The organism is Pantoea sp. DY-5 (assembly GCF_019795955.1).
GTDB lineage: Bacteria > Pseudomonadota > Gammaproteobacteria > Enterobacterales > Enterobacteriaceae > Pantoea > Pantoea leporis.
The window spans coordinates 313,354-335,866 of record NZ_JAIMIE010000005.1; the positions used below are offsets into that span (position 1 = coordinate 313,354).

Below are 22,513 nucleotides of genomic sequence, written 5' to 3' on the forward strand. Positions count from 1 at the left end.
TTATCTGGTGTTATTTATTCAACAGTTCTTTGCGAACAATTTCTGCACCTGCACTCAATGCATCCAGCTTGCCTCTTGCCACACCGCGTGGCAGGGGAATCATGCCGCAGTTGGTGCACGGGTAGAGTTTATCAGCATCGACAAACTGCAGGGCTTTACGCAGCGTTGCAGCAACTTCTTCTGGCGTTTCAATGGTATTGCTTGCCACGTCAATGGCACCAACCATCACTTTTTTGCCGCGAATCAGTTCCATCAACTCCATCGGCACATGCGAGTTTTGACACTCCAGGGAGATGATATCGATATTCGACTTTTGCAGTTTAGGGAATATCTCTTCATATTGACGCCATTCTGTGCCCAGCGTCTTTTTCCAGTCGGTATTCGCTTTGATGCCATAGCCGTAGCAAATATGCACTGCGGTTTCGCATTTCAGCCCTTCAATGGCTCTTTCTAAGGTTGCGATACCCCAATCATTCACTTCGTCGAAGAAGACGTTAAATGCCGGCTCATCAAACTGAATAATATCGACGCCCACCGCTTCTAACTCTTTCGCTTCTTCATTGAGAATTTTAGCGAATTCCCATGCCAGTTTTTCGCGGCTTTTATAGTGGTTGTCATAAAGCGTGTCGATCATGGTCATTGGACCCGGCAGCGCCCATTTAATAGGACGATCCGTTTGCTGACGTAAAAACTTCGCATCTTCAACAAATACTGATTTTTGACGACTCACCGGACCCACAACGGTTGGCACACTGGCATCATAACGATCGCGGATTTTAACGATCTCGCGCTTCTCAAAATCTACGCCGTTGAGATGTTCAATAAAAGTGGTGACGAAGTGCTGGCGGGTTTGCTCGCCGTCACTGACGATATCAATTCCTGCCTGCTGTTGATCGTCCAGGCACAAACGCAGCGCATCTTGTTTGCCGTCGGTTAATTCCTGATCTTGCAATTTCCACGGTGACCACAACGTTTCCGGCTGAGCCAGCCACGATGGTTTCGGTAAACTACCAGCAGTGGAAGTCGGTAATAATTTTTTCATAGCAGGTGACCTTATATTTTTATCGGTAATCAAAGAACGGGAGTAAACCATTGCTCAAGAAGAGTTTGATATGGCTTGATGAAGCGCTCTTCCGTGAACTTTCCTTGTTCAATAGCCAGATGGCTACGTTCTTCTCGATCATAAACAATTCGCGTTAAAGAATAATCCTGATGGCTCAGGCTTGGCTGATAGTGTCTACCAGCTGCAGAATTCGCATTGTAAATCTCAGGGCGGTAGATCTTCTGGAACGTCTCCATGGTGCTGATGGTGCTAATCAGCTCAAGATTGGTGTAATCACTGAGTAAATCGCCATGGAAATAGAAGGCCAGAGGCGCAGCACTGTTTGCCGGCATGAAATAGCGTGCCCGCAGGCCCATTTTGCCGAAGTATTCGTCAGTCAGAGAAAGTTCATCCTGCTGATATTCAATGCCCAATACCGGATGTTCATTACCGGTGCGGTAATAGGTATTTTTACTGGATACGCTCAGGCAAATAACCGGGGCTTTATTGAAATTCGCTTTGTAAGCTTCTGAGTTAACGAAGTGCTTGAAAATGTTGCCATGCAGATCGCCAAAATTATCTGGCGTGCGGAATTCAGTATGGTTCTTGTTGTGCTCAGACAATAAAACGCTGAAATCATAATCACGCACGTAAGAAGAGAAGTTATTTCCAACAATCCCTTCAATGCGTTCGTTGGTTTTTTTATCAACGATATTGGTCTTCAATATTTCGATCACCGGGAAGGTGCTGTTGTTGCCCTCAGCACCCAGATTCAGCTCAGCAGAAATAATCTCTAGCTCAACCGCGTAACGATCGCTTTTAGGGTTGTCCCAATGCGCCAGTGAATTGAAACGGTTATCAATCATCACTAAGGCATTGCGCAGGTTCTCCTGACGCTTCTCACCACGCGCCAAATTGGCAAAGTTGGTAGTGATGCGTGTATTGCCAGAAGGATTGTAATTTTCGTCGAAACGAAGGCTCTTAACAGTAAAAGTAAAGGCGTTGTTCATTTTAGTCTGCTATCCCGGTTACCAATAAAAAGCCTTGCTGTCGCTGGATTTCAGGATTTCCCAATGCTTTTGCAGGGTACTTTCATTCAGCAGGCTTGATATTATTTTAAGTTATTAACAATGGTACTTTTATGCCTGAGTCACTGGTTGAAAAAAAGTGATTTAATTTCATCGAACATGAAGGAATTTCATGATGTGGTGGGGAGGATGAACGGCGCTCACTGTAGCCAGCCTGTTCAACCTGGCAGAGGCTCTACAATTAAAGGTATACTCTTCCACAAATTTTTAACCGGTTAAGACACGACAATGGCAAAACTCACCTTACAAGAGCAGCTGCTGAAAGCAGGTTTAGTCAGCAGCAAAAAAATGGACAAGGTCCAGAGAACCGCTAAGAAATCACGCGTTCAGGCTCGTGAGGCCAGAGAAGCGGTGGAAGAGAACAAAAAGGCTCAGCTTGAGCGTGATAAGCAGTTGAGCGAACAGCAAAAGCAAGCGGCGTTATCGAAAGAGTACAAAGCGCAGGTTAAGCAGCTGATTGAAATGAACAAAATCGATATCTCTAAAGGCAATATTGGTTTTAATTTCACCGACAATAATCTGATCAAAAAAATCGACGTTGATAAGCAAACGCAGACGCAACTGATTAATGGCCGATTGGCGATTGCGCGCCTGGCCGTCGATAGCAAAGGCGAGAGCCAATACGCGATTATTCCCGCCAGCGTCGCCGATAAAATTGCACAGCGTGATGCGAACAGCATCGTGTTGAATAGTGCATTGAGTCAGGAAGCGCAGGATGAAGACGATCCGTACGCTGATTTCAAAGTGCCTGATGATTTAATGTGGTAAGCACAACGTCGGTTGCGTTGTCAGAACGGGCAGGCACACCGGGCGTTTAGGCACTCGCCGCTGACCGGATGAACAAACTTCAACTCGCTGGCGTGTAACATCAGACGCGGGATGTGTTCGGTCCCCGCCAGCATAAGACCGCCATACAGGTCGCAACCCAAAATCGGATGGCCCAACAGCTGGCAGTGGATACGCAGCTGGTGGGTGCGTCCAGTCTCTGGCGTAAGTTCCACCCGCGTTAATGGCATGAACGTCTTATCTTCCAATAGGTGATGAGTGCGCTCAATCACCTGATAGCGTGAGCGAGCTGGCTTACCATTGATTGGGCAAATTGACATCAATGGAAATAGCGTCGGATCTTTGGCAATCGGCGCGTCAATCACACCTTCGTCGTCATGCAAATGCCCGCACAACAGTGCGCGGTAAATCTTGGTCACGCTGCGCTGGCTGAACTGCTGGCAAAGTGCGGCATTGATCGCCTTATTGCGGGCAATCACCATTAACCCTGATGTGCCGAAATCCAGACGATGCACCAGCGTGCAGCCGGGGAAAAGCTTCACTAACCGATGATGCACAGAATCGAGATTGCGCGGATTCTTCCCCGACAGGCTGAGCAGACCAGCTGGTTTATTGATCAGCAGCAGATGATCGTCCTGGTAGAGAATCTCAATCTCTTCAAGACATTGCGGGGCAATAAAGGTATCGATAATCGTAGACATCAGGCTGCCCGGCTGGCGAAGGGATGCGGATAATAGCGAATTTTGCGGCAACTGGCGAATCCGGGCATGTGTCTATTCGCTCAGGCGAAAATTATCGTCCAGACTTAAAGCAAAGACGTGGTCTGCGCAGGCAATGTGCTTTACACTGCGCGCTGAAAAAACTGAGTAGATAACGATTAGGTAGGCGGCAATGGCGATGAACGGAACGATCACAACCTGGTTTCAGGATAAAGGTTTTGGATTTATCAAAGATGAAAATGGCGATAACCGCTATTTCCATGTGATTAAGGTCGCTAACCCTGAGCTGATCAAGAAAGACGCGGCGGTGACCTTTGAACCCACCACCAATAACAAAGGTTTGTCCGCGTATGCGGTGAAGGTCTCACCTGAGAGCAAATACATCTATATTGCCGGCGAGCGCCTGAAGCTCACCTCGATCAAATCTTATGTGGTTTACAGCGAAGACGTGCCGGTTGAAACGCGTATCGATAAAGAGAATACCGTGCTGTCGGTAGGTATTCTGATGAATAGCATCAAGCCGAAAACAGACGTTAAGCCGGATGAAACGCGCTCACTGAAAAAACTGGCGGTAACCACCTTTCAGGGAACGACTTTGATTTTCACGGCGGATGAAATTGATATTGATGCCACGGTGAAAATGCTTAAGGTGTGAAGATATTGTGATTAATTCTCAGCGGAAATTCTCACGCAGGATTTCCGCATTGATTATGCCGTTGGCCTTTCGTTCCATGCATCGTTGAATTGAATGTTTCCATCAACATATTTCCACGTGATCTTCGCATAACGCAGCGCAACGCTTTCCATATGCCCGGTTCCTGGACAATTACGCATGTCATGCATGATCGGCGATATCGATATGACCTTTACGCCTTCCATTAATATGTTGAAGTACTCTTCTTCCTGACCGGCGTCACTGATGCGGTACCATTTGATTTCAGCTTCTTTTAACGTCTGGCCTGTTGCCACAGCTTTGTATAAATAAGGTGACGCAGAATCAATTTCTTTCTCAAATATAAATGGAGCATGTTGCCGTGTGCCTGTTAGCTTGCCGGTATTGTTGTCGGTGGGAATAGAGAGAAGATGTTGTACACCCCGTAATTCAATGCTGCCTTCACGGTGCATCACGTCTGAACCGCCTCTGATTACTGCGCCGCCATCATCTTTAATAAACATATGAACGGGTATAGCCATGTGAATCTCCTTAGTTAGTCATACAACCAGCGTCCAGCTTTAGCCGACTCCACAAACATACGCACAGTTAGTGGTTTAACGTCTTGTTGAATTGGATCCTTAGAAAAGTATTTTCGGAAAACTGTTTCTGTTTTCCACGGATAATAAGCATCGAAATTTATAACTGTTGTATCGACATGATATTTTTTACCAAAATCCTGAATGGCATAGGGCAACTCATCCCATCCGGCGTAGCCTTGTAATGGAGTATCAAATTCGATTGGAATGGGTTTTAAACTCCATGTAGTCATGAGAGATAACTCGCCACGAAAAAAATCTAATATTTGATGTTCGTCTACCATACTCGATCTTCTTCTCTCACGATCATGTTGTAGGTTGAAACAGTCTTATAGACTATTTGAGAAAGATCATTTGCCAGTAAGACCCATCCTACAACCGGCACAGTTCGGCCAACAAAAGCCCCAAGATTGTTTGTCCACATCGGCTTGAGTAACTTAATGCTGGTATTAGTGAACGTTGGCAAAGGTCTGGGCAATTTCACATTCAGAATTTGACGCGAATATTTAGAGGCGATCGAAGTACCAGGTGTAGCATTGCCGGGCTTACCTCTTGTACCCAGAATAGGAAGACCAAGAATGATGCTGCTCACCGCAACAATGTTATTGATGCCACCTACATGCTCATCAATTTTGTCCAAAAGTATCCAAAAAAATAATTCACCAGCTGAAACATTGCTGACTCCTTTGTAAAAGTACGTCCCATTAAGCTGCTCAACCGTATCCATAATCATCCTCCCTGAATTACAGGTGGCCAGATTACTACGTGGTGAACGCTATTTTTTGTTCAAAAGAGAGGAGTGGAACCACTAAGAGCGGGTTAACTATTGGAGAGTTTAGCGAGACTATGGCAGCGTTTGCCTGATAAAGGCAGCGTGGTCGCCATGATTGGCGACCCAGCGTTTTCGTAGGGTGCACATGTATGCGCACCGGCTAAATCAGCTTAAAAACTCTGCCAATCCGCATCATTCACCACCGCAACGCGCGAGGGTTTAACGAATGAAGCCGTACGCACCACAGCCTGCTTTTGCTGAACTTCGCCAGCCGCCGCGACATGGAATTTACCCACCAGCTGATTCAAATTCCCGGCCTGTTCCTGCAGCGATTGCGAAGCGGCAGAGGCTTCTTGCACCAGCGCGGCGTTCTGCTGCGTAACGTCGTCCATCTGATTCACCGCTTGCTGCACCTGCACGATGCCCTGACTCTGCTCGACAGCGGCAGCGGCAATCTCTTCCACCAGTTGGCTTACCTGATGAATGGCATCGTTCATCACGCACATATTACGCCCTACGTCGCTGGCCTGCGCAGCACCGGCTTCGGTCAGACGATGTGACTCTTCGATCAGCGTTTTGATTTCGCGCGCGGCGGTGGTTGAACGTTGCGACAAGTTGCGCACTTCACCGGCGACTACGGCGAAGCCTTTGCCGTGTTCACCGGCACGTGCGGCTTCAACGGCGGCGTTCAGCGCCAGAATGTTGGTTTGGAAGGCGATGCCTTCAATGATCGAGACGATTTCCGTCACTTTGCGCGAGCTACCACGAATGTTATCCATGGTTGAAAGCATGGTAGTCAGTGACGTGCTGCTCTTCTCTGACAATCCGCTGGCGTTAGCGGCAAGCTGACTGGCCTGGCGCGTGTTATCGGCGGTTTGACGTACGGTTTCACTCAGCTCGGTCATGCTGGCCGCGGTCTGCTCCAGCGATGCCGCCTGTTGCTCGGTGCGTGATGAGAGATCTTCATTGCCCGCGGAAATCTGTACCGATGCGCTGCTCACTGATTGTGACGCCTGACGCACCGAGGAGAGCGCGCCTGATACGCGATCCATCAGGACGTTAAACGAGTGCGCCATGTTGCCCACTTCATCACGACGGCTCTCATCTGCTTTCAGCGTTAAATCGAGGTTCTCGCTGGCAGTCATCATTACTTTGCCCGCAGCAGACAAGCTGCGACGAATGCGCAATACGGTGAACAGCGACAGCACGCCAAAAATCAGCACGGTGGCGATAACGCCGGTGATGGTGGTCCATAACACCGAGTGGAACGTGCTGCGGTTGGTGGCGCGCAGTTCATCGCCAATGGCGATATTCAGCTGCAGCTGTTTTTGATAATCGCTAATCAGCTGGCGAATAGCGGCTCCTATACCGGTTTGTCCATCAATCAGATTGAGGCTGATATCATTTTGATGCGCACGCGAGGCGGTGATAAATGGCGCCAGTGCGGCGGTGACGTGCTGAATATTGGCATAAGCGACTTCGGTTAAGCGCTTATCTTCATCGCTGGAGATATCGTGCGCCATGTAGTAATCGGTCTGCGCCTTCAAATCCGCCAGCTGTTTCTGGATCTCGTCCTCAATAGCCGGCATTTTGCTGTCGTCGGTCTGGCTTTTGTGTTTGTAGAGCGTTAACGCCAACTGGTTACTGCCATCAATCAGTTTCCCCAGATCTTTGATCGAGGGAATCGCATTGGCCTGTACATATTCAAAGCGATCCTGAAAACCAGAGAGTAAGGAAATGGCGAGTATCGCTTGCAGGATGATGGCGCCAAACAGTATGGAAAAGGTGGCAAACAGACGTTGAGAGATGTTCATTTTATTATCCTTAATCTTAAAGCGTCCCGGCAAAAGGCGCGTAGGGAAGAGGGCAGATTAATAACCATCGGCAGATTGAGGAAATTAGTTAATTTTTTTATTCAGGGTTTAAGTCTTCAACTGGTTATCACGCTAATTTTTAACATTTTTGCCGGATACCAGCGCTGTATTGCATCGGATAAGTAAAGGACTACAAAACTCCGCGCTCCCTCCGATATTGCCTTACAGACCCGCTCTCTAACATTTCGGAAATCGTGAAAGTTTCTGAACTTAAAGAGAGTAAAATCCCATGAATAAAATTTTCCGCGTGATTTGGCATGCTGCAACGCAGCGTTGTGTGGTGGCCTCGGAGCTGGCTAAGGGCAAGGTTAAATCCCATTCCTCTTCGGTGTTAACGCCGTCCGCAAGCAAAGCCATGGCGTTAACCGGTGTGGCGCTGGCAATTACAGTGGCTCTGCATGCTACAACGGCAATCGCTGCCAGAACCATCATTGCTAATGGCAATCCGGTCATTGTAAATAATCAGGATATTGTAGGTGCGGGAACCGGCGAATATGTGCGCGGCGTAAGCGCCACAAATAATGGGACAGTTGATTTCACCACTGGCACCATCACCACTTCAAATACCTATGGGCACGGTGCATTCGCAGATACTGGCGCTGGGGTGACCTTAAAAGATATCGATATCAAAACCTCTGCAGCCACGTCGCATGGACTCTATGCGCGCGGTGCCGGCTCTATCACTGGTGACGGTATCAATATCATTACATCTGGCAAAGGTTCATACGGGGTCCAAACCAGCGGTGGTGATATCACGCTGACTAACGGCACCATTAAAACCAGCGGAGCCAATTCCTTCGGTGCGTTTGCGGCAGCGGGTGCTGGGCATCTTTCCATCAGTGATAGCAGCATCAGTACCACGGGCGATGGTGCTCATGCGGTCAACGCCACTGGTGGCGAGATTACGGTTAACAATAGCACCATCAGTGCCGGAGGCCATTTAACCAATGCCGTCAGAGCGACGGGTGCGGCGGGTATCGTCAACATCAGTGGCAGTACATTAAACACCACCGGCACGTCATCCGAGGCGGCTTATGCTTTAAATGGCGGCACGGTGAATCTCACCAACACCAATATTAATACCGACAAAATCAACTCCTATGCGCTGCGTGCCAACGGCAATGGCTCATTGGTCAACTTCGATGGCGGAACCATTACCACGTCCGGCGCGACAGATTCTGTTCAGACTTTATATGCAGGAAGTGAAATAAACGTACGTAATGCAACCATCAACACCAGTGTAAAAGCGCTTTCTGCTACCTATGGCAATGTGACGGCTGAAAATACCATCATCAATAATGATGGTGCCAATGCGCCCGATACCATGGTCGTCAGCGATTTGACAACCTTAGGCGCCGGTGTCGCATCGCGTTACGCCGGTGGATTAATCAGCCTGAAAGACGTTCAGATCAACAGCACGCGTGGCAATTTAATCGGCGCACGCGTTAGTGAAGGCGCCAGCATTCAATTAGATAATGTTGAATTTAACCATACAGCTAATGGCGCAGGTTTAGTTGTATTTAAAAACGGTACGCTGACGGGCGACCGTGTCAACGTTAACATCGCGGGTCAGGATGGCGCTGCCATGTCTTCGGGTATCTGGATGGGGATGCGTGATGGCGACAACAGCGTCGATTTAACCAATTCACAAATCACGCTCACCGGCGCGAACAGTGCGGGTATGCTGTTCGAGTCTGACGCGGTCAGCAATAACAACGTGTCGCTGAGCAACAGCGCCGTCACCGCCAGCGAAGGTAGCGCAATGGTGGTTTCTGGCACCGCAGACACAAAAGTCACTACCTCCGGCAGCCTGTTAAACGGCGCGACGCTGTTATCCACTGGCGTTAGCAGCACAGGCACGGTTAGCAATGTGACATTGAACGGTGATAACGGCTCAGTATTTAACGGTGATGTCATCATCGATCGCGCCAACACCGCGACTAACATCATCAACCTCGATAACAACTCCGTCTGGAACGGTGCGACCAGCTCACTGGAAAATCTGAACCTGGCGAATGGCAGCCAGTGGAATGTAACGTCAAGCTCTGCGGTGGATAATCTGACGCTGAATAACGCCACGCTGAATATGACCGCGCCCGGCACCGGCTTTAGCCAGGTGACCTTGAGCAGCCTGAACAGCACCAACGCTACCATCGACTTCAAAACCCATCTGATGGATGACCACTCTGAGACCGATCATCTGCACATCACCGGTGATTACACCGGTAACAGCAACGTGGTGGTACAGAACGCCGGCGGCACCGGCGCGCAAACCATCGATGGTATTGAGCTGATTCGCGTCGATGGCAACGTAAACGGTACGTTCACCCAGCAGGGCCGTATTGTGGCCGGTGCTTACGATTATCATCTGGTGCAGGATGCCAATAAATGGGTACTGGAGAGCAACAGCAACAACGTGGCACCTGGCAATCCAGGCAGCAATCCGGTTAATCCTGGCGATCCTGACAACGGCTCCGGCACGCCAGGTGATGATACCGGCAGGCCGGGCAGTGGTTCAGGTAATGCGGGCGATGTGGGCAAGCCGGTTAAAGGCTACCCTATTACGCGTCCGGAAGCGGCAAGCTATGCGGCGAACCTTGCGGCGGCGAATACCTTATTCACCACCTCATTAGACGACCGCCTCGGCGAAACGCATTACATCGATGCCGATGGCAACGAGCAGGTCACCAGCCTGTGGCTGCGTAACGCGGGTGGACACACGCGCTTCCACGATAGCTCCGGTCAGCTGAAAACCACCGGCAACCGTTATGTGATGCAGTTGGGCGGCGATATTGCGCAGTGGAGCAGCAACGGCAGCAACCGTTTCAACTTGGGCGTGATGGGCGGTTATGCCAATGCGCAGAGCAACACCCAATCCAGCGTGACCGGTTATGCCTCCAAAGGTCAGGTGCACGGTTACAGCACCGGTATCTACGCCACCTGGATGCAGGATAACGCCGAGAAAACCGGCGCTTATGTGGATAGCTGGGCGCTGTATAACTGGTTCGATAACAGCGTGAAAGGTGATGGCATCGCGGAAGAGAGCTACAAATCGAGAGGCATCACCGCGTCAGTGGAAGCCGGTTACAGCTTCAAAGTCGCGGAGATGAGCGAGCGTTCCAGCGTCTATCTGCAGCCGAAGGCGCAGACGACCTGGATGGGCGTGAAAGCGAAGGATCATCAAGAGCAAAACGGCACGCGCGTGGTGGGTGAAGGCGACAACAACCTGCAAACGCGTCTGGGTGTTCGCGCTTACATCAAAGGCCACAATGCCATTGATGATGGTAAAAACCGCACCTTCGAGCCGTTTATCGAAGCCAACTGGGTGCACAACACCGAAACCTTTGGCAGCAGCATGAATGGTATCAGCGTGCAGCAAGCCGGTGCGCGTAACCTGGGTGAAGTGAAAGTGGGTGTCGATGCCAGGCTGAATAAAACCGTTAATCTGTGGGGCAATATTGGTCAGCAGATGGGGGATAAAGGTTACAGCGATACCAGCGCGATGGTGGGCGTGAAGGTTAATTTCTGATTTGTTGGTTAGCAGGTCGCCATGAATGGCGACCCTACGAAAAGTTTCACCCGATGCGCTTTATACGCATCGGGTGATGTCATAACCGTGTTTTCGTAGGGTGCGCATTAATGCGCACCTGGTCATTACGGCCTGCGGAACAGCGCCATACTGCGGCCTTCCAGCTCGAAATCCTTCTCTTTAGTAATCACTAACCCTTTCTCAACGCTGTCAGACGTCGAAAGCTCCAGTACCCAGCCGCCTTCACCAAACTGTGGAATACTGAACGGTACATTGCCTTCATATGGATTAAACAGCATCAACACGTCATGCCAGATGCCTTCCTCCGGCACTAAATCCGGGCGACCGAGATACACCCCGAGCGTGGTGCCATCATCCCATTGATCATCCTGCTGGAAGCCGCCACCGGCGTTAAACCATTTGATTTCCATACCATCGCGCCAGCTTTCACGCCGCAGCAACGGTTGTTGAGCGCGTAACGCCAGAATATGCCGGGTAAAGTCGCGCAGCGCATCGGCGGAAGGGGGCAGGTTTTCCCAATGCAGCCAGGAAATCTCGCTGTCCTGGCAATAGCCGTTATTGTTACCAAGCTGGCTGCGACCAAACTCATCGCCCGCCAGCAGCATCGGCGTGCCGTGCGAGAACAGCAGCGTGGCGAGGAAGTTGCGTTTCTGCCGCTCGCGCACCGCGTTGATACCTTCATCGTCCGTCGGACCTTCCGCACCGTAGTTGTACGAACGGTTCTCGTTGTGGCCGTCGTTATTGTCTTCGCCGTTGGCTTCATTGTGTTTCTCGTTGTACGAAACCAAATCGTTGAGCGTGAAGCCATCGTGTGCGGTCAGAAAGTTGATGCTGGACCACGGACGGCGACCGCGCTGATCGTAGAGATCGCCGGAACCGAGCAGGCGTGCGGCGAAGTCATTAGTGACCATGTCACCTTTCCAGTATTCTCGCACCGTATCGCGATACTTATCGTTCCACTCCGCCCAGCCCGGCGGGAAGCCGCCAACCTGATAACCGCCCGGCCCGATATCCCACGGCTCACCAATCAGTTTCAGTTTGGACAACACTGGATCCTGCATGATGGCATCGAAGAAGCCACTACGCTGGTCAAAGCCTTCTGGTTCACGGCCCAGCACGGTGCCGAGATCGAAACGGAAGCCATCAACATGCATGGATTCGGCCCAATAACGCAGCGAATCGAGAATCATCTGCAGCACGCGCGGATGCGACGTATTCACGGTGTTACCGGTGCCGGTGTCATTGATGTAGTAGCGATGCTGATCCGGCAGCGTGCGGTAATAAGAGTAGTTATCGATGCCCTTAAACGACAACGTGGGGCCGAGTTCATTGCCTTCTGCGGTGTGGTTGTAAACCACGTCGAGGATCACTTCGAGGCCAGCATCGTGGAAGGCGCGCACCATATCGCGGAAGCCCTGAATCCCGCGCGGACCAAAGTAGCGCGTGGCCGGGGCGAAGAACGCCAGCGTGTTGTAGCCCCAGAAGTTTTTCAGACCGCGATCCAGCAGATGCTGATCGTCCGGGAAACCGTGCACCGGCAGCAGCTCCACGGTGGTTACGCCCAGGCTTTTGATGTAATCGATCGAAGCCTGATTGCTTAAACCGTCGTAAGTGCCGCGCATCTCTTCGGGCACCGCCGGATTAAGCTGGCTAAAACCTTTAACGTGGGCTTCATAAATGACCGTTTTCGACCACGGAATATTCGGTCGATTAGCATCCTGCCAGTCAAATTCATTGGGATCGATGACCACACATTTGGGCGTAAACGGTGCGCTGTCGCGGGTATCGAAACTCAAATCCTTATCTTCATGCAGCAGGTCATACGCGAAGTGCGACTCGTCCCACTGCAATTCGCCCGCCAGTTCGCGTGCGTAAGGGTCGAGCAACAGTTTGTTAGGGTTAAAGCGATGGCCATTTTCCGGCTCGTACGGGCCGTGTACGCGATAGCCATAGAGCGCGCCGGGCTGCAAGCCGGGAATGTAGCCGTGCCATACTTCATGGGTGTATTCCGGCAAATCGAAGCGGGCGATTTCGTTTTCGCCGCTCTCATCGTACAAACACAGCTCGACTCGCTCAGCGCAGGCCGAAAACAGCGCAAAGTTCACGCCCTGGCCATCATAGTTAGCGCCAAGCACTTGTCCCGAACCTGCTGTAATTTCTAGAGGCTTACTTGTCATCCATTATTCTCCACACAGATTAATCGGGTAATGCATCAGCTGCTTAGCAGCACTAACGGCGCACTTGAGGCCGCCTCATCCAGCGCGATGTAATCGCCAATCGTCACGGTTTCGCCACTCCATAAGTTGCGATAGTGGCGATGGGCGAGTGACTCGGGCAGTACCACTTCGGTTTGCGTCCACTGCGCGTTGTCAAAACTCAGGCGCGGCAGAATCACCAGCAGCGCGTGATTACTGTCCTGACGCGCAAAGGCGATGACTTTCTCCTGATGCTCGCCGCTGACGTCCAGCGGCTGATAATCGCCGACGCGGAACAGCTGCGGATAATCGCGGCGCAGATGCAGAAGGCGTGCAATCACCTGTTGTTTCAGTTTGCCGCTCAGCCAGTTTTGCGCGTCGTTAAAGTCAGGCGAAGCGGACTCTTCCAGCTGCTGCTCCAGCAGCGCGAAGTCCGGCGTGCGGCGGTTGTCGGGATCGACCAAACTGAAATCCAGCGCTTCGCTACCCTGATAGATATCCGGTACGCCCGGCGCGGCGAGTTTAATTACCGTTTGCGTCAGGCTGTTGATTAATCCAGCCTGAATAAACGGTTGCAACGCGTGGCTGAAATCGCTGAGGAACAACTGATTGGCCGGTGAAAGCAGATGACGCGCGTAATCCAGCACCGCTTTTTCGTAGGCTTCGTTGCTCTCTGCCCAGTCGGTGCGCAATTTGGCTTCGCGTAACGCTTTCTCAACAAAAGGAATAAAGCGCTCTTCGAGTTGGCTGGCATCCTGCGGTTGCAAGGTGGTCGGCCACACGCCGGCTAACGCCTGATACAGCATCCATTCCACTGCCGGTTCCGGCGCGGCGCCATCGTCCAGTTCCACCACCTGCGCCTGATTAATCTGCCGCCAGCGCGCTACGTGTTCCGCCCACAGCGCGGGGGCTTCGCTTAGCGTATAGAGCCGCGCACGCGCATCTTCACCACGCTTGGTGTCGTGGGTTGAGGTGGAAGAGATGCCATCGGGCTGCTGTTGCAGCCGCGTTTGCATCTCGCTGTGGAAATGCGCCAGCGAGAAGGCGTGCGGCAGCGGTTCTGCGCCCACTTCATTGATCGCTAACGCGACGTGATTGCGGAAGAACAGCGTGTCTTCTACCGATTTCGCCATCAGCGGTCCGGTCAGCTGCTGGAAGCGCATGCGGAATTCGTCCGCGTCTTTTTCGCTCTCTTCAGAAACCGCGCCCAGCAACATCGCCTGCAGCAAACTCAGCACCGTCGGCGACGCGCTGTTTTTCACCACTTCCAGCACCTGTTGCAGCAGCTCTTCGCCTTCAAGCGGCATGCCGTCCTGCTGGCCGTAAGTGCGATACACCGGGAAAGCGATGAGGATTTCGCGCAGCGCGACGTGCAGTTCTGCTTCGCCAAGGTTGCGATGTTCGGAACCGGCAATCTGCGTCGCCAGCTTAAGCAGACGCGCAAACTCACCGGCGAAATTGCGGTCAACCATCAATTCACGCGCCACGCGCAGTCCGCCTTCAACATCGTTGCGTTGTCCGGTGGTGGCTTCATAGGCCAGATGCAGCGTATCGATCTGCGAATCATCCACCAGCGCGTGCGACAGCGCGGCAATAAATTCGTAGCCGGTGGTGCCGGAAATCGGCCAATCGTCAGGGATCTTTTCCCCTTCGGCGAGGATCTTTTCTACCGTGATGTAGCAATCCGGGCCGGTGGCCTGGCGCAGCTGGCGCAAATAGCCTTGTGGATCGGCAAGGCCGTCAACGTGATCGACGCGTAGGCCGCTGACCGCACCGGAGCGCACCAGTTCGAGAATCAGCCGGTGGGAATCGGCAAACACCGCCTCGTCTTCAACGCGTACGCCGACCAGCCCGGTGATCTCAAAGAAGCGGCGATAAGAGAGCTCGCTGCGTGCATCGCGCCAGCTCATCAAGCGCCACGGCTGCTGCTCATGCAGTTCAGCAATCGCTTTGGCTTCAGTCATCGCCAGCACCTCGTCGGCGCGATCCTGCCAGCTGGCGGGCGTCAGCGGGTAAAAGCTGTCGTAATACGCCAACGCGGGATGGCCAGTTTGCGGATGCGCTTTAATGCTCAGCTCACCGTTTTCCAGCACGTTCTCGAAGCTGTCGCCGAGAAACGGCAGCGTCAGGCGGCGCGTCCAGTCGATATCAAAATGATTGGCATAGCGGCTGCTCTCGCCATACTCGATCACATCACGCCACCAGGCATTTTCCAGCGAGGCCGCCATATGGTTTGGCACGATGTCGAGAATCAAGCCGATCTCCGCGTCCTGCAACGCCTCAACCAGACGATTAAAGCCGTCGCGGCCGCCAATCGCCGGTTCGATCTCATTGGCATCGATGACGTCGTAACCGTGGGTGGATTCGGCGGTGGCGCTAAATATCGGCGACGCGTAAAGATGGCTGATGCCAAGGCGTTGCAGATAGGGCACCAGCGCCGCGGCGCGATCAAAGGTCATGCCGTTGCGAAACTGAATGCGATACGTCGCGGTTGGAATACTCATTTTGTTGCTCCCTGATCCAAACGCACCACGATGGCGTTTTGTGATAATGCTTCAGTTTCTTGCGGCCAGGCGAAAATCGTGCGACCTGGCGTGGCGGGTAAAGGTTGCGTCTGCTTGCCGATATTCAGCGCCAGCGACAGTTCGCCCTGTGGGAAATGCCAGCTGACGGCCACAAAGCCTTCAGCGGTGGCGAGCACTTTGCCGCTGTTGCCGCCCGCATCGGCCAGCAGCGGCACGATATATTGCTGACGCAGCGCCAGCAGCTCGCGCGTGAGCGCCAGCCAGCTCTGGCCTTCAGGTGTTTGTAACTTATCCCAGTCAAGTTTTGAGCGGGTAAAGGTCTGCTCGGCGTTGGGATCCGGCACCTCTTCGTCATGCCCGGCGTGCCCGGTGAACTCCTTCGCGCGCCCTTCACGCACCGCTTTGGCCAGATCGCCGTGGAAATCGGTGAAGAACAGGAAGGGATTCGTTTCGCCATACTCTTCGCCCATAAATAGCAGCGGAATATGCGGTGACAGCAGCAGCGTTGCCAGCAGCACTTTGGTGCGATCGCTGCCCGCCAGGCTGATCAAACGATCGCCCTGCGCGCGGTTACCCACCTGATCGTGGTTCTGAATGAAATCAACAAACGCCACCGGCGGCTGGCTGGCGCTCGGCACGCCGCGCCGCTGCCCACTCTGCGGTGAAAGTTCGCCCTGATAAGCAAAGCCTTCAGTCAGCACACGCGCCACCAACTTCTCCGGCACGTCGGCGAAATCTTCGTAATAGGCGTGAGTTTCACCGGTTGCAAACACGTGCACCGCGTTGTGGAAATCATCGTTCCACTCACCGGTAAATAGCGGCGCGTTGCCCTGTTTGTCGCGCGGATGCAGGAAGATAACGTTGCGGCAATCTTCGGTGGTGAGATGAATAGGGCGCTCGGGAATGTCCTGACGGATGCGTTCGGCAATCTCAATCAGCGCATGCTTACTGGAGCTGTCTTCAATCTGGTCGATGGCATCAAAACGCAGGCCATCAAGATTAAATTCCTGCAGCCAGTAGAGCGGTGCTTCGACAATGTAGCGCCGCACGGCATCGACATCATATGCAATGCCTGCGCCCCACGGCGTCATGCGTTCCTGGTGGAAAAACGCCGGCGCCAGCAGCGGCAAGTAATTGCCTTCCGGGCCAAAGTGGTTGAGCACGATATCCAGCACCACCGACAAACCGTGCGCGTGCGCGGCATCGATAAAGGCTTTGAAATCATCCGGCGATCCGTAAGCCGCATGCGGAGCGTAGAGCAGCACGCCGTCGTAGCCCCAACCGCGATTGCCACCAAACTGCGACACCGGCAGCACTTCCAGCTGCGTGATGCCTAATTCGGCCAGCCACGGCAATTTAGCTATCGCCGCCTGGAAAGTGCCTTCGGGCGTGAAGGTACCGATGTGCATTTCATACACCACCGTTTCATGCCACGGACGACCTTGCCATTCGGTGTGCTGCCAGCGATAGCTTTGCGGATCGACCACCAGTGAAGGGCCGTTAACATCAGCCTTTTGCGCACGCGCGGCGGGATCCGGCACCACCGTGCCATCGTCCAGCACAAAGTTATACTCTGCACCGGGCGCCACGCCGCTGACTTGCAGCTCAAACCAACCGTCGCCTGCGTCAAGCATGGCGGTGTCGTTATCGGCAAGTCTTAAGGTGATGTGCTGCTGCCCTGGTGCCCAAACACGAAAACGGACGCTGTCATCAGCAAGAATCTCAGCGCCCCAGGATTTTTCAAATGATCTGAATTCCATTCAATTGCCTCGTTTAGCCCACGCAGGGGCAATGGACGACATCAAGCGATTCGCTACTGGCTGAAAACGATAAATAATTTGGGATGAAAGTTAGGTCGGACAACAAATCATAGTCGATATTTTGGCGTTTTCTGGCGCGCGCGAGAGGATTTCAGGCGGGTTTAAGAAATTATCGAATAAGCGGGGGATTTTTACGCTTCGGTTAGATGAGGTCGCCATAAATGGCGACCTTACAAATTCATCCGTAGGGTCGCCATTTATGGCGACCTCTATTGATGCGGCCTGCGGTCTATGCCGGTTTATGCTTAACCTTGCGTTTACGCAATTTATCGATCAAACGATGCGCTTCCGCTTCTGTTGCCACCGCAGGCGAAGAACCTTTCAGCGGTTTGCGGGCCGTTTCACTCAAGGTCAAAACCGTCAGTAAACCAATAATCCCGGCACCAATCATGTAATACGCCGGCATCAGATTATTGTGCGTGGTATCCACCAGCCATGCGGTAATCAGCGGCGTGGTGCCACCAAATAGCGAAACCGATAAGTTAAAACCAATTGCCAGCGCGCTATAACGAATATCAGTGACAAACAGCGCCGGTAACGTTGCGGGCATGGTGCCGCTGAAACAAGTATGCAATAAGCCCAGAATCGCCAGTCCGGCAAACACCAGCAGCATATTGCCGGAACCAATCAACATGTAGCTCGGAATCGCCAGCACGATTAAGCCCAACGCGCCTAAACCAATCACCGGACGGCGACCAATGCGGTCGGTGAGATATCCCCACATTAACGTCAGCGGCATCATGATAAACATAATCACCATCACCAACATCAGGCCGGATAATTCACTCATTCCCAGCACGCCGGTTAAATAGCTCGGCATATAGGCGGTCAGCATATAATTGGAGACGTTGAACAACAGCACCAGACCAATACATTTCAGCAGCGGTTTACGCTGATCGCGCAGCATCTGCCACACGCTCAGGCGTGGCTTGTTGTGCTCCATCTCTTCGCGCTTATCCATGTGATCTTTAAACGCGGGCGTCTCTTCCAGCTTTAAGCGGATATACAAACCGAACAGACCCAACGGCGCGGCGAGGAAGAACGGCACACGCCAGCCCCAATCCATCATGGTTTGATGCGGTAAGAAAGCGATCATTGCTGTCACCAGGCTGGCGCCCAGCAGATAGCCACCCAGCGTACCAAACTCAAGGAAGCTACCCATAAAGCCGCGACGTTTGTCGGTGGAGTATTCCGCGATAAAGGTCGCGGCACCGCCATATTCACCGCCGGTGGAGAACCCTTGCAGCAAGCGCGCCAGCAGCAGCAGAATCGGCGCAGCGATACCAATGCTGGCATAGCTCGGAATCAGACCGATACAGAACGTACCGATCGACATCATGATCATGGTTAACGCCAATACCTTCTGACGTCCAATGCGGTCGCCGAGTGGACCAAACACCATGCCGCCAATCGGACGCACCAAAAACGCCGCGGCGAAAGTACCGAACGAAGCGATCAGCTGCGCGGCAGCGCTGGCATCGGCGAAGAAGACCTGGCCAATGATCACGGCGAGATAGCTGTAAACGCCGAAGTCAAACCACTCCATCGCATTACCCAATGCGGCGGCACCGACCGCGCGTTTCAGCAATTTGTTGTCGATAACGGTGATGTCATCAACGGTCAAGCCACTGGCTGTGGCTGATTGTGTTGTATCCGTTCCTGTGCTCATAAATTCCCCAGTTGAGAAAATGGCGCGATCTTATAGCTTTCGCAGCCGTAATTTCATAAATGGAAAAGAAAGCTATAAGAGGCAGAAGAAGCGCAAACCCTAGTAAAGATTTTAACATCTCGCAAGTTGGCAGGATAAAACACGGGTAGATAGCATGCTTGAGGGAGGTCGCCATGGATGGCGACCGTGAATGTAGATGATCAGCCTGGCCCCTCACTACCGGCCGCCAGCAGCGGCACAATCACATCGCTGATTGGCGTGGGAATACCGCGCGCCCGACCATAACGCTGCACGACGCCGTTGCGGATATCCCACTCCAGCGGACGGTCGGCCTGGCGGTCGGCAAGGATCGAGGTGCCTAAATCAGTCGGTGCGCGGTGAAAGCGTTCTACAATCTCCTGCGGCACCTCATCTTTTAACGCGGCACCTTCAGCGCGCGCTACCGTCAGGCACTCCTGCAAATAGGCCAGCGCCAGCGCGCTGATGTCGTCGCGCTGGAACATACCCGCACGACGATTCGACAGCACCATTAAACCGGCAACCGCGTTTTGCAGCAGTTTGCGCCAGGCGATGGTCAGGAAATCGGCGGAGAGATCGACCGCGCAGCGCGTGTCGCGCAGTGCCGCAACCACCAACTCAGCGTGCGGCGTTTCCGGTAGTGTCAGGCGCGGCTTTTCCCGCAGCCACACCGAGGCGTCCGGTTCGCGCTGGGCCGGGAACCACACCACCGATGGCAGCACGGTCGCGCCATTGACGTAGGGCGCAAGTTGGCTTTTCTGCTCCACGCCATTCTGCAGCGCGCACACCACGGTATTTTCATCACACAGCGCCGCCAGCCACGGCGCGGTGTCTTCAACCTGGGTGGTTTTCACCGCCACAAACACCAGATCGAACGGCTGCGCGATCTCAGCGGGATTGATGAGCACCGGGCCGGGAACGATAATTTTGCCGCTGTCGTGACGTAGCTCCAGCTGCGGATGTGCGGTACGCCCGCAAATCGTGGGCGTGCGTCCAGCTTCATGCAGCGCCGCCGCGATGGTGGTGCCAATCGCGCCCGGTCCAATAAGGGCGATGGTGGGATTCTCAGACATCTTATTAAGCTCCTGATTATCAAGTGGCAGATCGTTTCTTCAGCAGCGAAGAATAGCCGTTTACAGCACAGTTATGTGCTTTTTCCGCAGCAGTTGGCACATTTCGTCATCGGGTTGAGCATCAACGATCAAGGTGCTGGCCAGTGATAATTCGCCGATGGCAAACGCCGAAGCGGAATTCAGCTTCTCATTCGACACCATCACCACCGTTTCCGCCGCGCGTGCGGAAAGCGCACGTTTCACCCCGGCCTCTTCGTAGTTGCCGGTGGTTAATCCCGCTGTTTTGTGCACGCCGGTCACGCCCATGAAGAACAGATCGGCATTAATCCGCGTAATGCCTTCCAGCACCGCCGCACCCACCGCCACCACCGAATGGCGATAGAGTAGGCCGCCAATCATGATCACTTCAACCAGCGGATAATCCACCAGCGCCACGGCAATGCTTGGGCTGTGCGTCACCACGGTAAATGCCAGATCCGGCGGCAGCAGCTTCACCATCTCGGCGGTGGTGGTGCCGCCATCGATAATCACCACCTGGCCGGGCTGAATCAGCTGGACCGCTTTCTGCGCGATAAGACGCTTCGAACTTATCTGCACGCTTTTGCGTGTTTCAAACGGCGCGATAGCCGCAGAAACTGGCAGCGCACCGCCGTGTACGCGTTGCAATAATCCTTCGGCGGCTAACTCACGAAGATCGCGGCGGATTGAGTCCTCTGACACCGCAAAGCGCTGGCTGAGCTCGCTCGACATCACCTGTTTTTCCTCGCCCAGAATGGCGAGGATTTGCTGTTTACGTTGGTTGGAGAGCATCATTTTTTCATTCATGTTTTTGCTTGTATTTGCACGATTATGCATGTTAGCGTAGGTTTTGTCACCCATAGCCGGGCAAAACGTGCAAAAAAACGCTTGCCCACACTATCGAACCTTTGGAGAAACTCAATGTTGATTCTAATTGCAGGGCCCGTACGCAGCGGCACCAACGGCAATCAAGTGTTAATTCATGAAAACATTAAGAAATTAGACCAGATTGCCCTGCAGGTCTACCAGCGCGGACATACGCCGGTGATCGGTGAGTGGCTGGCGTTGCCGCTGGCGAGCGCCGCCGGTTCGCAGACAATTGGCGATGAAATCAGTGAATCTTTTCTCTATCCGGTGGCGCATCGTTTGATTCACTGTTGCGATGCTATTTTACGCATTCCGGGCGCGTCGCAGGGGGCTGATAACGATGTGCGGATTGGCAAGGAGCGGGGGATGGCGATCTTTACCCAACTGGATGAGATTCCGGTGATTGAGAGTTAGATTAAGCGTGGTCGCCATGAATGGCGACCCGATAAAAATATCATTTATTACTCGTGATAAATCTGGCTGCGTCCGCCATCAACCAGGATATCGGTGGCATTGATGAAGCGCGCTTCGTCCGAGGCGAGAAACAGCGCGGTATATGCCACTTCCTGCGGTTCACCAATACGTTTGCACGGTAGCAAAGCGGCCTGCCGTTCACGCTCGGCTTGCGGATCGGGACAGCTTGCCAGCCAGGCTTCAGCGGCGGGCGTCATGATCAAACCCGGAGAAATGCTGTTAATGCGAATGCCCTGGCTGGCGTACTCCACGCCCAGCGAACGCGTGAGGCCAATCAAACCGTGCTTGGCAACCGGATAGGGAAACGCGCCGGGAATGATTTTGTGCCCATGTACCGACGCGACGTTAACGATATTGCCGTACTGGCGCGCCAGCATGCCCGGCAGCACGCTGCGGATCAGGTTGTAGGGTCCTTTCAGATTGACCTCCATACAGCGCTGCCAGTCGTCATCTTCCAGCGCCAGCGGATCGCGAAACACATTCACGCCCGCGCAGTTGATCAGAATATCAATCGGGCCCAGCGCTTGCTGCGCTTCGCTCACCGCCCGCTGCACCTCCTCGGGTTGCGTGACATCTGCGCTACAGACAATACAGTGTTGGCCACTTTGCTGCTTCAACTCTGCCGCCAGCGCTTCGGTGGTTTCACCGTCAAGATCGAACAGTGCCACGCGAGCACCTTGTTGCGCAAACAGTGTAGCGATTGCGCTGCCTATGCCGCTGCCAGCACCGGTGATAAGCGCGGTTTTATTAGGTAATCGTGATGACATAATCG

At 53.1% G+C, this 22,513-nt stretch carries 18 protein-coding genes; 4 read left to right on the forward strand and 14 right to left on the reverse strand.

Annotated elements, in window-relative coordinates:
* Window positions 1–10: 10 nt before the first annotated feature.
* Both K5Y30_RS17595 and K5Y30_RS17600 read right to left on the reverse strand, forming a co-directional pair.
* Window positions 11–1,042 (reverse strand): methionine synthase, encoded by a 1,032-nt coding sequence (locus K5Y30_RS17595; RefSeq protein WP_101761313.1) that lies wholly within the window; start codon window positions 1,040–1,042, stop codon window positions 11–13.
* 29 nt (window positions 1,043–1,071) lie between these two features.
* The gene (locus tag K5Y30_RS17600) at window positions 1,072–2,052 is read right to left on the reverse strand and encodes a DUF1852 domain-containing protein (protein ID WP_110867169.1); all 981 of its coding nucleotides are present in this window, start codon (window positions 2,050–2,052) and stop codon (window positions 1,072–1,074) included.
* Between the two features lie 306 nt (window positions 2,053–2,358).
* On the opposite strand from K5Y30_RS17600, the gene K5Y30_RS17605 reads away from it, so the two are divergent.
* Window positions 2,359–2,898, forward strand: coding sequence for a DUF2058 domain-containing protein (locus K5Y30_RS17605; RefSeq protein WP_101761315.1), 540 nt, complete (start codon window positions 2,359–2,361; stop codon window positions 2,896–2,898).
* A 20-nt stretch (window positions 2,899–2,918) separates the two neighbouring features.
* On the opposite strand, the gene K5Y30_RS17610 is transcribed toward K5Y30_RS17605, so the two are convergent.
* The gene (locus tag K5Y30_RS17610; RefSeq protein WP_222212495.1) at window positions 2,919–3,617 is read right to left on the reverse strand and encodes an RluA family pseudouridine synthase; all 699 of its coding nucleotides are present in this window, start codon (window positions 3,615–3,617) and stop codon (window positions 2,919–2,921) included.
* 190 nt (window positions 3,618–3,807) lie between these two features.
* On the opposite strand from K5Y30_RS17610, the gene K5Y30_RS17615 reads away from it, so the two are divergent.
* Entirely contained in the window at window positions 3,808–4,290 is a 483-nt protein-coding gene (locus K5Y30_RS17615) for a cold-shock protein (protein ID WP_101761317.1), read from the forward strand.
* 53 nt (window positions 4,291–4,343) lie between these two features.
* Here K5Y30_RS17615 and K5Y30_RS17620 read toward each other — a convergent pair whose 3' ends face one another.
* From K5Y30_RS17620 to K5Y30_RS17635, 4 genes are all read right to left on the reverse strand, one after another.
* Window positions 4,344–4,829 (reverse strand): type VI secretion system tube protein TssD, encoded by a 486-nt coding sequence (locus K5Y30_RS17620; protein ID WP_222212497.1) that lies wholly within the window; start codon window positions 4,827–4,829, stop codon window positions 4,344–4,346.
* A 14-nt stretch (window positions 4,830–4,843) separates the two neighbouring features.
* Window positions 4,844–5,170 (reverse strand): DUF1493 family protein, encoded by a 327-nt coding sequence (locus K5Y30_RS17625; protein WP_101761319.1) that lies wholly within the window; start codon window positions 5,168–5,170, stop codon window positions 4,844–4,846.
* A complete protein-coding gene (locus tag K5Y30_RS17630; protein WP_101761320.1) occupies window positions 5,164–5,613 on the reverse strand; it encodes an STM2901 family protein in 450 nt (149 codons plus the stop codon). The genes K5Y30_RS17625 and K5Y30_RS17630 overlap by 7 nt, the downstream gene beginning before the upstream one ends.
* Before the next feature lie 215 nt (window positions 5,614–5,828).
* A complete protein-coding gene (locus K5Y30_RS17635) occupies window positions 5,829–7,472 on the reverse strand; it encodes a methyl-accepting chemotaxis protein (protein WP_222212499.1) in 1,644 nt (547 codons plus the stop codon).
* A gap of 289 nt (window positions 7,473–7,761) precedes the next feature.
* Between K5Y30_RS17635 and K5Y30_RS17640 the strand changes: the two genes are divergently transcribed.
* Window positions 7,762–11,061: an autotransporter outer membrane beta-barrel domain-containing protein gene (locus K5Y30_RS17640; protein ID WP_222212501.1), complete on the forward strand. Its 3,300-nt coding sequence runs from the start codon at window positions 7,762–7,764 to the stop codon at window positions 11,059–11,061.
* Between the two features lie 125 nt (window positions 11,062–11,186).
* Here K5Y30_RS17640 and glgX read toward each other — a convergent pair whose 3' ends face one another.
* From glgX to K5Y30_RS17670, 6 genes are all read right to left on the reverse strand, one after another.
* Window positions 11,187–13,259: a glycogen debranching protein GlgX gene (gene glgX / locus K5Y30_RS17645; protein ID WP_101761322.1), complete on the reverse strand. Its 2,073-nt coding sequence runs from the start codon at window positions 13,257–13,259 to the stop codon at window positions 11,187–11,189.
* Window positions 13,260–13,294: 35 nt separating this feature from the next.
* Window positions 13,295–15,781 carry a malto-oligosyltrehalose synthase gene (gene treY, locus K5Y30_RS17650; protein WP_222212503.1) on the reverse strand — a complete coding sequence of 829 codons (2,487 nt, stop codon included), beginning with the start codon at window positions 15,779–15,781 and terminating at the stop codon, window positions 13,295–13,297.
* The gene (treZ, locus tag K5Y30_RS17655) at window positions 15,778–17,562 is read right to left on the reverse strand and encodes a malto-oligosyltrehalose trehalohydrolase (protein ID WP_222212505.1); all 1,785 of its coding nucleotides are present in this window, start codon (window positions 17,560–17,562) and stop codon (window positions 15,778–15,780) included. Before treZ ends, treY begins: the two co-directional genes overlap by 4 nt.
* Before the next feature lie 289 nt (window positions 17,563–17,851).
* On the reverse strand, window positions 17,852–19,291 hold the full coding sequence (gene proP / locus K5Y30_RS17660) for a glycine betaine/L-proline transporter ProP (RefSeq protein WP_217547986.1): 1,440 nt from the start codon (window positions 19,289–19,291) through the stop codon (window positions 17,852–17,854).
* Window positions 19,292–19,491: 200 nt separating this feature from the next.
* Window positions 19,492–20,382, reverse strand: a complete 891-nt coding sequence (locus K5Y30_RS17665) for an oxidoreductase (protein WP_222212507.1) — start codon at window positions 20,380–20,382, stop codon at window positions 19,492–19,494.
* A gap of 60 nt (window positions 20,383–20,442) precedes the next feature.
* Window positions 20,443–21,192, reverse strand: coding sequence for a DeoR/GlpR family DNA-binding transcription regulator (locus tag K5Y30_RS17670; RefSeq protein ID WP_222212739.1), 750 nt, complete (start codon window positions 21,190–21,192; stop codon window positions 20,443–20,445).
* 129 nt (window positions 21,193–21,321) lie between these two features.
* Between K5Y30_RS17670 and K5Y30_RS17675 the strand changes: the two genes are divergently transcribed.
* Window positions 21,322–21,681 carry an NUDIX hydrolase gene (locus K5Y30_RS17675; protein ID WP_192235122.1) on the forward strand — a complete coding sequence of 120 codons (360 nt, stop codon included), beginning with the start codon at window positions 21,322–21,324 and terminating at the stop codon, window positions 21,679–21,681.
* Window positions 21,682–21,728: 47 nt separating this feature from the next.
* Here K5Y30_RS17675 and K5Y30_RS17680 read toward each other — a convergent pair whose 3' ends face one another.
* Complete coding sequence (locus tag K5Y30_RS17680) at window positions 21,729–22,508, reverse strand: SDR family oxidoreductase (RefSeq protein WP_222212509.1); 780 nt, start codon at window positions 22,506–22,508, stop codon at window positions 21,729–21,731.
* Window positions 22,509–22,513: the final 5 nt, after the last annotated feature.

What these genes read in the sequence shown, in the direction of transcription:
- K5Y30_RS17595 (WP_101761313.1), bottom strand. Translation starts at nt 1,042, where the DNA reads ATGAAAAAATTATTACCGACTTCCACTGCTGGTAGTTTACCGAAACCA.
- K5Y30_RS17600 (WP_110867169.1), bottom strand. Translation starts at nt 2,052, where the DNA reads ATGAACAACGCCTTTACTTTTACTGTTAAGAGCCTTCGTTTCGACGAA.
- K5Y30_RS17605 (WP_101761315.1), top strand. Translation starts at nt 2,359, where the DNA reads ATGGCAAAACTCACCTTACAAGAGCAGCTGCTGAAAGCAGGTTTAGTC.
- K5Y30_RS17610 (WP_222212495.1), bottom strand. Translation starts at nt 3,617, where the DNA reads ATGTCTACGATTATCGATACCTTTATTGCCCCGCAATGTCTTGAAGAG.
- K5Y30_RS17615 (WP_101761317.1), top strand. Translation starts at nt 3,808, where the DNA reads ATGGCGATGAACGGAACGATCACAACCTGGTTTCAGGATAAAGGTTTT.
- K5Y30_RS17620 (WP_222212497.1), bottom strand. Translation starts at nt 4,829, where the DNA reads ATGGCTATACCCGTTCATATGTTTATTAAAGATGATGGCGGCGCAGTA.
- K5Y30_RS17625 (WP_101761319.1), bottom strand. Translation starts at nt 5,170, where the DNA reads ATGGTAGACGAACATCAAATATTAGATTTTTTTCGTGGCGAGTTATCT.
- K5Y30_RS17630 (WP_101761320.1), bottom strand. Translation starts at nt 5,613, where the DNA reads ATGGATACGGTTGAGCAGCTTAATGGGACGTACTTTTACAAAGGAGTC.
- K5Y30_RS17635 (WP_222212499.1), bottom strand. Translation starts at nt 7,472, where the DNA reads ATGAACATCTCTCAACGTCTGTTTGCCACCTTTTCCATACTGTTTGGC.
- K5Y30_RS17640 (WP_222212501.1), top strand. Translation starts at nt 7,762, where the DNA reads ATGAATAAAATTTTCCGCGTGATTTGGCATGCTGCAACGCAGCGTTGT.
- glgX (WP_101761322.1), bottom strand. Translation starts at nt 13,259, where the DNA reads ATGACAAGTAAGCCTCTAGAAATTACAGCAGGTTCGGGACAAGTGCTT.
- treY (WP_222212503.1), bottom strand. Translation starts at nt 15,781, where the DNA reads ATGAGTATTCCAACCGCGACGTATCGCATTCAGTTTCGCAACGGCATG.
- treZ (WP_222212505.1), bottom strand. Translation starts at nt 17,562, where the DNA reads ATGGAATTCAGATCATTTGAAAAATCCTGGGGCGCTGAGATTCTTGCT.
- proP (WP_217547986.1), bottom strand. Translation starts at nt 19,291, where the DNA reads ATGAGCACAGGAACGGATACAACACAATCAGCCACAGCCAGTGGCTTG.
- K5Y30_RS17665 (WP_222212507.1), bottom strand. Translation starts at nt 20,382, where the DNA reads ATGTCTGAGAATCCCACCATCGCCCTTATTGGACCGGGCGCGATTGGC.
- K5Y30_RS17670 (WP_222212739.1), bottom strand. Translation starts at nt 21,192, where the DNA reads ATGCTCTCCAACCAACGTAAACAGCAAATCCTCGCCATTCTGGGCGAG.
- K5Y30_RS17675 (WP_192235122.1), top strand. Translation starts at nt 21,322, where the DNA reads ATGTTGATTCTAATTGCAGGGCCCGTACGCAGCGGCACCAACGGCAAT.
- K5Y30_RS17680 (WP_222212509.1), bottom strand. Translation starts at nt 22,508, where the DNA reads ATGTCATCACGATTACCTAATAAAACCGCGCTTATCACCGGTGCTGGC.